The 10,125-nt window shown below is 43.6% G+C and carries 8 protein-coding genes and 1 pseudogene; 5 read left to right on the plus strand and 4 right to left on the minus strand.

Annotation, left to right across the window (positions count from 1 at the left end; all coding sequences use genetic code 11):
- Positions 1-117, plus strand: a pseudogene (locus AC2VE5_RS21930) (IS1 family transposase); the annotation flags it as partial.
- A gap of 129 nt (positions 118-246) precedes the next feature.
- Here the strand turns inward: AC2VE5_RS21930 and AC2VE5_RS21935 are convergent.
- The gene (locus tag AC2VE5_RS21935; protein WP_486889809.1) at positions 247-2,733 is read right to left on the minus strand and encodes an ATP-dependent Clp protease ATP-binding subunit; all 2,487 of its coding nucleotides are present in this window, start codon (positions 2,731-2,733) and stop codon (positions 247-249) included.
- A 326-nt stretch (positions 2,734-3,059) separates the two neighbouring features.
- Between AC2VE5_RS21935 and AC2VE5_RS21940 the strand changes: the two genes are divergently transcribed.
- Entirely contained in the window at positions 3,060-3,611 is a 552-nt protein-coding gene (locus tag AC2VE5_RS21940) for a Uma2 family endonuclease (protein WP_486889810.1), read from the plus strand.
- Positions 3,612-3,831: 220 nt separating this feature from the next.
- On the opposite strand, the gene AC2VE5_RS21945 is transcribed toward AC2VE5_RS21940, so the two are convergent.
- Together AC2VE5_RS21945 and rimI are read right to left on the minus strand one after the other, a co-directional pair.
- Complete coding sequence (locus tag AC2VE5_RS21945; RefSeq protein WP_486889811.1) at positions 3,832-4,362, minus strand: nuclear transport factor 2 family protein; 531 nt, start codon at positions 4,360-4,362, stop codon at positions 3,832-3,834.
- A 670-nt stretch (positions 4,363-5,032) separates the two neighbouring features.
- Positions 5,033-5,581 carry a ribosomal protein S18-alanine N-acetyltransferase gene (gene rimI / locus AC2VE5_RS21950; RefSeq protein WP_486889812.1) on the minus strand — a complete coding sequence of 183 codons (549 nt, stop codon included), beginning with the start codon at positions 5,579-5,581 and terminating at the stop codon, positions 5,033-5,035.
- 87 nt (positions 5,582-5,668) lie between these two features.
- On the opposite strand from rimI, the gene lysA reads away from it, so the two are divergent.
- The 3 genes from lysA to uppS all read left to right on the plus strand — a co-directional run bounded on the left by lysA (position 5,669) and on the right by uppS (position 8,828).
- On the plus strand, positions 5,669-7,060 hold the full coding sequence (lysA, locus tag AC2VE5_RS21955) for a diaminopimelate decarboxylase (protein ID WP_486889813.1): 1,392 nt from the start codon (positions 5,669-5,671) through the stop codon (positions 7,058-7,060).
- Between the two features lie 98 nt (positions 7,061-7,158).
- A complete protein-coding gene (cdaA, locus tag AC2VE5_RS21960; RefSeq protein ID WP_486889816.1) occupies positions 7,159-8,085 on the plus strand; it encodes a diadenylate cyclase CdaA in 927 nt (308 codons plus the stop codon).
- A complete protein-coding gene (gene uppS, locus AC2VE5_RS21965) occupies positions 8,082-8,828 on the plus strand; it encodes an undecaprenyl pyrophosphate synthase (RefSeq protein ID WP_486889814.1) in 747 nt (248 codons plus the stop codon). Before cdaA ends, uppS begins: the two co-directional genes overlap by 4 nt.
- A gap of 96 nt (positions 8,829-8,924) precedes the next feature.
- On the opposite strand, the gene AC2VE5_RS21970 is transcribed toward uppS, so the two are convergent.
- Positions 8,925-10,025: a tetratricopeptide repeat protein gene (locus AC2VE5_RS21970; protein WP_486889815.1), complete on the minus strand. Its 1,101-nt coding sequence runs from the start codon at positions 10,023-10,025 to the stop codon at positions 8,925-8,927.
- Positions 10,026-10,125 lie beyond the last annotated feature (100 nt).

Consider the following 10,125-nt stretch of genomic DNA (forward strand, 5'->3'; position numbering starts at 1 on the left):
TACTTCAATTGGATTTGGCAGCATAGTCGGTTCAAGTCCACTGCCGCACAACGAGCAGGATTAACCTCTCGACCATGGACTTGGAATGATATCGTGACCTATCCCACAATAATCTGACGCACTACCCGATGCTACTTGCCATAATTTAGCATTATCGCTCTTTATTCTATAATGTCAAAAAAAAGGTAGAGCATTAATTGCTCTACCGCTTTTATATTTATACTTTAGTTAGCTTTTAACTAGATACTAAGCACCTTTGGTCAAATCGACTCCTTGGGGTAGTAACTCCCGTGTCTGTTCGGAAACTACTTTTACCGTCCCTGTTTCATCGACATCAACTAAAGCCGTATCGCCATCTCGAACGCGCCCAGAGAGAATTTCCTCAGCCAAGCTATCTTCAAGCAAGCGCATAATTGCTCGACGCAGAGGTCTTGCTCCGTAACTTGGGTTGTAACCTTCTTCTACTAAGCGGTCTTTGAAGCGTTCGGTTACGTCTAGGGTGATACCTTTCTCCATTAGACGATTGAATACTTCCTTGAGTAGGATGTCGGCAATTTCCTTCACTTCGTCTCTGGTCAACTGACGGAAGACAATAATTTCGTCTAGTCGGTTCAAGAACTCTGGACGGAAATACTGCTTGAGTTCTTCATTGACCAAGGACTTAATCCGGTTGTATTGGGATTCAGCCACGTCTTGAGCTAGTTCAAAACCTAAGCCCGCAGCGCCTTTTTCAATAACCTTAGAACCAATATTAGAAGTCAAAATCAGTAACGTATTTTTGAAGTCTACTGTGCGACCTTTAGCATCGGTTAACCGACCGTCTTCTAATATTTGCAATAGCATATTGAATACATCGGGGTGGGCTTTTTCAATTTCATCAAAAAGCACCACGGTGTAAGGACGACGACGTACAGCTTCTGTTAGCTGACCGCCTTCGTTGTAACCTACATATCCCGGTGGCGAACCAATCAGCTTGGATACGGTGTGACGTTCCATGTATTCCGACATATCAAGTCGGATCATGGCATCTTCCGAACCAAAGAAATAAGCGGCTAGAGACTTGGTTAACTCAGTTTTTCCGACTCCAGTTGGTCCAGAGAAGACAAAACTAGCGATCGGTCGATTGGGGTTTTTCAAGCCGACACGAGCGCGGCGAATTGCCTTAGAAACGGCTCTCACTGCTTCTTCTTGCCCAATTAGGCGCTGGTGCAGGGTGTCTTCCATGTGCATCAGCTTCTCGGATTCCGATTCAGTCAGTTTGCTTACTGGTACGCCTGTCCAGGAAGCAACAATGTGAGCGATATCTTCTTCAGTAACGATGGGAGAATCTTCTCCGTCTGGGCGGGTAGTGTTTGCTTTATTTTGCGATAGCGCCCGGATTTCACCTTTGATTTCCATTTCGCGATCGCGCAATTCTCCAGCTTTACCAAAGTCTTGTCCCCGTACTGCGTCGTCTTTTTCTTTCAAGACTTTCCGCAATTCTTTGTCTAGGTCTTTGGCGGCGGGAGGAAGCGCCGAATTGATTAACCGCACTCTTGAACCTGCTTCATCAACTAAATCGATTGCCTTATCGGGCAAAAAGCGATCGCTAATGTAGCGGTCGGATAGTTTAGCGGCGGCAAACAAAGCTTCATCAGAGATTTTTAGTTTGTGGTGCTGCTCGTAGCGTTCCCGCAAACCGTACAGAATCTCAATAGTTTCGTCTACCGAGGGTTCGCCGACCATTACTGGCTGAAAGCGACGTTCTAAAGCGGCATCGCGTTCGATGTGCTTGCGGTATTCGTCTAGAGTAGTTGCACCGATACATTGCAGTTCTCCTCTTGCCAAAGCTGGCTTGAGGATGTTCGCCGCATCAATGGCTCCTTCGGCTGCGCCTGCGCCGATTAGCGTATGTACCTCGTCAATCACCAAAATCACGTTCCCCGCCGAACGAATTTCGTCCATGATTTTCTTGAGGCGTTCTTCAAATTCACCCCGATATTTAGTACCAGCTACTAATAATCCAATATCGAGAGTGACTACGCGCTTTTCTTCTAAGATGTCTGGTATATCTTTATTGGCAATTCGCGAAGCTAATCCTTCGGCGATCGCTGTTTTACCAACGCCGGGTTCTCCAATCAATACGGGGTTGTTTTTTGTCCGACGACCCAATATCTGAATTACCCGTTCAATTTCTTTGGCACGACCGACCACGGGATCGAGCTTGCCGTCTGCTGCCATTTGGGTCAAGTTCGAGCCAAATTCATCCAATGTGGGTGTTTTGGTACGTCCTGATGGCGATCCGGCATTAACTTCCGCCGTTTCTCCCAGCATCCGAATTACTTGGGTGCGAACTTTCGATAAGTCTACGCCTAAGTTTTCTAATACTCTAGCTGCTACGCCTTCTCCTTCACGGATTAAGCCTAGTAGTAAGTGTTCTGTGCCAATATAATTGTGTCCTAGTTGTCGTGCTTCTTCTAGAGATAATTCTAGAACTCGCTTTGCCCGTGGCGTAAACGGAATTTCCACGGCGACAAAGCCCGAACCACGACCGATAATTTTTTCTACTTCAATCCGAGCATCTTTGAGATTGACACCCATAGACCTCAGTACTTTTGCTGCTACGCCCGTGCCTTCGCCGATCAGACCCAGGAGGATCTGTTCTGTTCCTACGAAGTTGTGACCCAGGCGGCGGGCTTCTTCCTGGGCCAGCATGATCACCTTAATGGCTTTTTCTGTGAAGCGTTCAAACATAGCGTTTTTGGTTCCCCTGAGTCCTGCCAGTACGCTGATTTTAGCACAGGCTATATTTCTGGCTGTCTTATGATGATAGCTACAACCAGTACGGTTTTCCCTATTCTCAGGAAACAATTTTTATTTTTTTGTAAAAGTATGCTCTTTTAAATCCTTGGTGTAAGTATAAGTTCCTATTTTTAAATTAAGATTAACGTGCGATCGCCTGCTTAGGCAAAAAATTCACAGGGCTTACTTTAAGAAGAGCAGTGCTGATTTATGGAAAAAAGAGGCGATCGCCAAGCAAGCCATACTAAAGACATCTATGCGTTCTCAGGCTAGATTCTATGACTATTACCACCTACAAATGGACAATTGAACGCTACCATCAAGCGATCAAGGCGGGGCTATTTGACAACGAATCCGTCGAGCTATTGCGTGGAGATATTATAGTTATGCCCCCAGAAGGAGAAACCCACGCCTATTACAATAGTGAATTTGGGGATTATTTACGAACATTACTAGGGGCTAGGGCTAAAATCCGCGAAGCGCACCCGATTACCCTCCCCAATAATTCCGAACCCATCCCAGATTTAGCGATCGTCAAACCACTAAAAGCAGTCTATTTAGAGCATCATCCCTATCCTGACGATATTTTTTGGCTAATTGAATTTTCCCTAACTACTCTTAGCAAAGACCTAAATGAGAAAAAAGCAACCTATAGCGAAGCAGGTATCGCTGAATATTGGGTAGTAAATCTTCCTGGTCGGGAAGTTTCAGTTTTTCGAGATTTGGGAAACGGGCGCTACATCACAGAAGAAACTTTTATAACTGGAGTTGTAACTCCTCAAGCTTTTCCCGATGTTCAAATTCAGGTGAAACGATTGATAGAAATCTAAAATTTAAGTTAATGCTTAGTTGGTTAAAGTGCGATCGCAATAGTGAAAAGTTTTCTTTCTCAATCGCGGATATCGTACACCACTAAAGTTTATGTGCGATCGCTTGCAAACTCCACTCGATTAAATGAAGTTAAAATAACGACCAAGATAAGCGGCGGCAGACAACTTCATTACCACCAAGCTCTTTCAACCGTCCGCTTCATCGACTTGTTATGCCTCGTTATGGAGACAGATGCTCGCTTGCTTTTACTCTAAGAGTAGTATCTGATATTAGGCTTCCAAGTACAGAAAGCTGGTCGTATATTCGCTCAGAAATTCGCCACTTACCATCTTGTTTCACGATTTTGTCTCGTACCACGCCGTGAGCGATGAGTCTAGGCAAAATCGAAGTTAGAGCCTCATCTTCCGAAAAAAGCTGAAAAACATTGATGTAGCTCACTACTCGCGCGCTATTTGAACCTTCTAAAGATGTAACTATATTTACTGCTTGATGTCGCAGTCCATCGAAAAACTGTGGATTGGACAAGACCCAATTTACAAAGGCTTCACGACCATGCAAAGAGCCGTAAAGCGAGTGATAATGAGACAAATCCATAGTCACGCATTGACGAAGAGCATCAGCGTCTCGGCTGTCCTCTGCAAGAAATACCCGATTCAGAAGCTCATGCACAGCAATGACATCTGTTGGTTCGAGCGCCTTTGCTTCATCATTACGAATTACTTCAAGTGGTAGGTGGGTTTTTGAGTGCATAGATTAAGGAGGTTCTTCATTAATGGCTTAGGTGCCACGACTAGATTAATGGCAACAATTGATTTTTGCAATGCCATTAGGCTCTTTCTTACTGGTGGATCATTATTCGTGATTCTCGACATAATCACATGACCTCAGATTTGAATGCTCACCGAAAGCCTGCATATAATTACCCCACCGACAACTCAAGAGGCATAACTATTTATTAAATCGACTGCGGTAACGTAATATACTTGTACTATATGCTCTAACTCGGAGTGCAGAGACTTAACTATAGTTGGAACCGACAACCAAATTGAAATATTTGCAGTGAGCCGAACCGCTTGCGGTTGCGACTCAACTAAGTTCTATACTGAAGTTTTCCGTATAATCTCTTGCTAAGTTATGGTGTGCAAGCACCCTAGCCATTGTCAGGCATGGTAGGCAGAAATTTTCTGTATAATGTCCATATTTGGAGATTATACAGAACAATTCCGTATACCCACCTTGTAGGGAAGATTATACGGAATTATTATAGTTAACATTCTCTAGAAAATTTCCCTAGAAAATATAAGATGCAGTGCGGCGAGTGAATATTAAAATAACTGTCTCGCTGCAAATCAAGTTAAAGTCAAAAAAATAAAATATTACGAGCATTATTTGAATAGATAAATACGATAACAAGCTGCAACTAATGCACTTTTAATTGGTAGCCCGTCGTTGTCACAATGCGCGATCGCACTTTTTGCTGCCATGTCTTTAGGTTTTGGATAAATTCAACTTCTTGCAAGCCGCCGCGCCACAAAATTAGCGCATCTTCCCCGGTGTCCGAGTAGTAGCGCTTCCTAATTCCCGCCGTTTTAAAGCCAAATTTTTGATAGAGTGCGATCGCACTTTTATTAGAAGTCCGTACTTCTAAACTAGCTCTTTCCAATCCCCGGCGATGAGCCGAAGCAAGCATTGCTAGCAATATAAATTGCCCGAAGCCCTGACTTTGGTAGCGGGGATGAACTGCCAAAATTGTAATGTGTGCTTCATCGACAATTGCCCACAAACAGCCCATCCCTACCAATAATGGCGGATAGCCAGGGAGCGATAAACCGAGCAAGTCAGCATTGGAGCTATCTATTTCTCGTTCGTAGCCTTCGAGCGTCCACAAACCGCCAAAGCATAGCTGGTCTAGTTCTACTACTGCTTTGAGCATTTGAGTTGTAATTGGTTTAAGTTCTAATAAATTCACACGAATTATTGGTACGAGTGCTTAGTACACTAAGAGTTAGCAACTAACTTCTGCCTATCAATTCCAACAAGGAATATATTTTAAATTATGGTATCCACGTTTCACCCAGTAGAGAGTGAAAATTCTGGTTTGGGTTATTTACCCAATTCAAATCATACTCCAGCAAATTCCCCTAACCAAGAACTCTTACCGCTTACAGCCAAAACTAACGATCGCGATGCTCTAGAAATTGGCGGTTGCGATGTTCCAAGCCTCGTAGAGCAATTTGGTTCGCCTCTGTATATCTTAGATGAAGAAACTCTCCGCACTGCTTGCCGTCAGTACAAACAAGCGATGGAGCGTTATTATCCTGGCGAGTCTCAGGTGTTGTATGCGTCCAAAGCTTGGAGTTGTTTAGCTGTATGCGCGATCGCATTTTCTGAAGGTTTGGGCATTGATGTTGTATCGGGGGGCGAACTCTATACGGCGATCGCGGCGGGGGTTACGCCGGATAAGCTTTACCTGCACGGCAATAATAAGTCTGTCCAAGAATTGCATGATGCGATCGATTCTGGCTGTACGATTGTGGTAGATAATTGGCAAGAATTGCACAATTTAGTGGCTATAAATGCCTCTACTCGCATTATGCTCCGGCTAACGCCAGGAATTGAGTGCCATACTCACGAATATATCCGCACGGGTCACTTAGATAGCAAATTTGGCTTCGATCCCAATCAATTAGATGAAGTATTTGCTTTTGTCAGCCAACAAGAGTGTCTAAATTGCGTCGGATTTCACGCTCATATCGGTTCGCAAATTTTTGAACGTCAACCCCACCAAGACTTAGGGTTAGTAATGGTGCAGTGGATTAAAAAAGCAGCCCAGTATGGGCTAAAAATTAGCGAATTAAATGTTGGTGGTGGGCTAGGTATTCGTTATACAGAGTCTGACGATCCTCCTAGTATTGATGAGTGGGTACAAACTATTTGTCACGGGGTAAAAGATGCCTGCATAACTGAAAACTTAGCTTTACCTAAATTATTGTGCGAACCAGGGCGGAGTCTTGTTGGTTCTGCCTGTATTACTGCTTATACTATTGGTTCATCCAAAGTAATTCCCGAAATCCGCACGTATATTGCTGTAGATGGAGGTATGTCTGATAACCCCCGCCCAATTACTTATCAATCGGTCTATCGCGCTGTCGTTGCCAACAAAATGTCCGCACCGCTAACTCAAACAGTTACGGTGGCTGGAAAACACTGCGAATCTGGCGATATTTTGCTGAAAAACGCAACTTTACCTACTACAAGCCCTGGAGATATTCTCGCTGTCATGGCAACGGGTGCTTACAATTACAGCATGGCATCTAACTACAACCGCTTGCCCCGTCCGGCAGCAGTATTAGTTCATAGTGGCGAAGCAAATCTAATTTTGCAGCGCGAATCTTATCAAGACTTAATTCGGTACGACCGACTACCAGAACGCTTGAGCAGTCAATAATAAGTAGAGGGATTATGTAGAAATACTCCCCTCAATCAAATTCTGCCCAAACCTAGTAACGCTTTCAGTTCCTTACAACAAAGGTAAACTTGCAACTAATGAGAGATTGGTGGCAGCAATGGCTGACAAACTTAGGCTGGGCGCAGCCCTTGTTGCTTCTCGATCTTCTCGATTTGGGATTGGTGTTGGCGCTCACCTATATGGTGCTAGTAATTGTCGGCGAACGCCGGACTCTGTGGATGGTGCGGGGATTTATTATTTTAATCCTCGCCTCAGCCTTGAGCGCTTATTTACGCTTGCGACTATTAAATTTTGTCTTAGACAAGTTAGTAGTCGGTTCGGCGGTAGCAATGGCGGTTGTGTTTCAATTGGAGTTTCGGCGATTTTTGGAGCAGTTGGGGCGGGGAGAATTTAAACAGTTGTTGCAACCTGCTACAAGTAATACTGTTAAGCCTGATAGTGTGGTTGATGAAATTGTTGATGCTGTGATCGAACTATCGCAAAATCGCATTGGGGCTTTACTGATTTTGGAAACCGATAGCCCCCTAGACGATCGCTATTTTTCTGTACCAGGAGTTAAGCTCAACGCAGAAATTTCTAAGGAACTATTGCAGACAATTTTCCAGCCAAAAACTCTACTCCATGACGGAGCAACTTTAATTCGTGGTTCGAGAATTATGGCATCGGGGATAATATTACCGCTTTCCGAGCGCACTGCTTCCCGTCAGTTAGGAACGCGCCATCGAGCGGCGATGGGCATTACCGAACGGGTAGAAAATTGTATTTGTGTAGTGGTATCTGAAGAAACAGGTTCGATATCTTTGGCAGAACGGGGAATACTAAATAGACCCCTTACCAGCAGTAAACTAAGGGAACTGTTGGAAGCGAGATTTTCACCTGTAGTGGAACGAGAAACGGTTGCTCCTAGTCTACGAAGTTTGGGTTATCAAATTAAAACTAAAGGGCAACTTCTGTTTTCACGTCTACTCGGTCTACCATCATCAGTGTCTCGGAAAAAAAAATGAAAACGCCAAGTGTATTGCAACAATTGCCTCCAGATTTAACGATAGAACGTTTGCCTAAGCACGTAGCGGTAATTATGGATGGAAATGGTAGATGGGCTAAAAATCAAGGTTTACCGCGCATTATGGGTCATAAAAAGGGCGTAGATGCGCTTAAAGACTTATTGCGTTGTTGCAAAGATTGGGGCATCAAGGCACTGACGGCTTATGCTTTTTCAACGGAAAATTGGAATAGGCCGTTGGAAGAAGTAGATTTTTTAATGACCTTGTTTCAGAGGGTGTTGCGTCAAGAACTGCGGGGGATGATGCAGGAGAACGTGCAGATCCATTTTGTAGGCAAATTGGACGCTTTGCCGCACTCTCTGCAAGCGGAAATTGAGCGCTCGATGAGCGAAACTCAGCACAATCAAGATATTCAATTTACAGTAGCAACCAACTACGGCGGCAGACAAGAGATTATCGATGCTACAAAAGCGATCGCGCATTTAGTCCAGCAAGGTAAGATTCAACCCCAAGATATTGATGAGGCATTGTTTTCAAGTCACCTCTACACGGCGGGAATTTGCGACCCTGACTTAGTAATTCGTACCAGTGGCGAAATGCGGATTAGTAATTTTTTACTATGGCAAATAGCTTACTCGGAAATCTATGTAACCGATACGTTGTGGCCAGATTTTGACCGCGCCGAGTTTCACCGGGCTTTATTTGATTATCAAAAGCGCGATCGCCGTTTTGGTAAAGTTTAATCCTGCTCCTCGTAGCTCAACAGATTCAAGCAATTTTTATATAGCGATCGCGCTACCAATAAATAAACAGCCCATATCGGTTGTATTAATGCTCAATTACGTTTTTCTCACTAATTTTTTAATCAGCCCCCACCCAACGGTAATAGGCATAAATGCCACAGATGCAGTTGCAGATAACAGCAAAACCACAATAAACAAACCAAATTGCAGTTTACCTTTTTGTGCAAAACCCATTAAATTTAACATCCACCCCATTTTGCTAATCATTGATGGCATAGTTTCAGGTAAAAGGCTGGCAGTAAATGCTTGAGAATAAAGGGGATCGTCTGGTGAAAGATTTAGTTCTCTAGCGATCGCACCTGCTTGATGTTGTGCTAAAGTACCATCTTGGATTTTGCTATTAATTATGTATAAATGCGCTAGAGCCAGTAATGTGCCTAATTCACCTCGGCGATCGCCCACTTCTCTTTGCAGCGCTAATACTCTCTCGTAGCTTTCAATCGCTTGTTTATAAAGTTTAAGAGTAAATAGTGCATTGCCGTATAGTGTCCAGACTTCCTGTGCATCTGGTTTGATTGCAAGTGCTTTTTCATAATCTCCTACTGCCTCCTCTATCCTTCCCCAGTCGTAGAAAGCATTACCTCGCGCCCACAAAATACCATAATCATCGGGTTGAATCTCTAGCGCATGATTCAAACTATAAATTGCTGGTTCATAAAGTTCAAGTTTAGATAGTGCCAAACCACAATTTTCCCAAGCAGCATAGCTATCTGGTCTAATATTTGCGGCTTGTTCATAACAATCAATAGCTTCTTTATACCGCTTTAGGTAGAAAAGAGCATTGCCCTTACAATACCAAGCGTTATAAGTATTTGAGTCATACTGAAGCGCTCGATCAAAACTGGCAACTGCTTGTTCGTAAAGTTCAAGTTTAGATAGTGCCAAACCGCGACTCTCCCAAGCGACATAGCTATCTGGTTTAATACTTGCAGCTTGTTCATAACAATCAATAGCTTCTTCATAGCAATTTAGCTGGGAAAGAGCATAACCCTTACAATACCAAGCGTCATGAGCATTGGAATCATGCTGAAGCGCTCGATCAAAACTAGCGATCGCCTGTTCGTATTGCTTATCATCATTCTGCTCTCTTCCTAGCCGATAGCAATTTTCATAGCAATTTTCAATTGGATGGAACAAAATAACAGCAGTGAGTAAACCAGCCGACTATATCTTTGTCTGTGATTAAATTGATAGCTTTATCAATAGAAGAGTTAAGTTCTTCATAAGTACGAGATTC

Source organism: Aliterella sp. E5.1, from assembly GCF_057473825.1.